This window comes from Bacillus sp. FG16 (assembly GCF_057809515.1).
This window is the reverse complement of the sequence record NZ_JBMDKC010000377.1, coordinates 1-371: the sequence shown is the minus strand read 5'-3', so window position 1 is coordinate 371 and position 371 is coordinate 1. Positions and strand designations below refer to the sequence as shown.

Here is a 371-nt window from a genome sequence, read left to right as displayed (position 1 = left end):
GTTCATCCGCAGTCGGTACATATGGTGTGACAGAGGATAGCTGATTGTCAGCATATACTTTTAGAGAGATATGATTGGCAACTACAACCACACGGTTTCCTTTTCGGTCTTTCATCGTGATAAAATTCGCGCTGTCACCAGTAGAGGGCGGACCTGGGATATCAACAAAAAATTTCCCATTCCATCTCCTGAGACGATCCCCCATCATCAGTAATTCATGTGTGCCATCTGACTTGAGAAACGTATAGGCACCTGTTATCTTTTCTCCTACATAACCAACTTTCTTATAACCGGTTCGTTTCCGAATTTCCCCTACACCAATCACTGCATTTTCTACTTTACTGAGTTCTTTATCCTCAATTAGATTTGCA

General features: G+C 42.0%; 1 pseudogene. It reads right to left on the bottom strand.

Going from position 1 to position 371, the window contains the following annotated elements:
• Positions 1 to 371: pseudogene (locus ACODS7_RS32825) on the bottom strand (hypothetical protein); the annotation flags it as partial.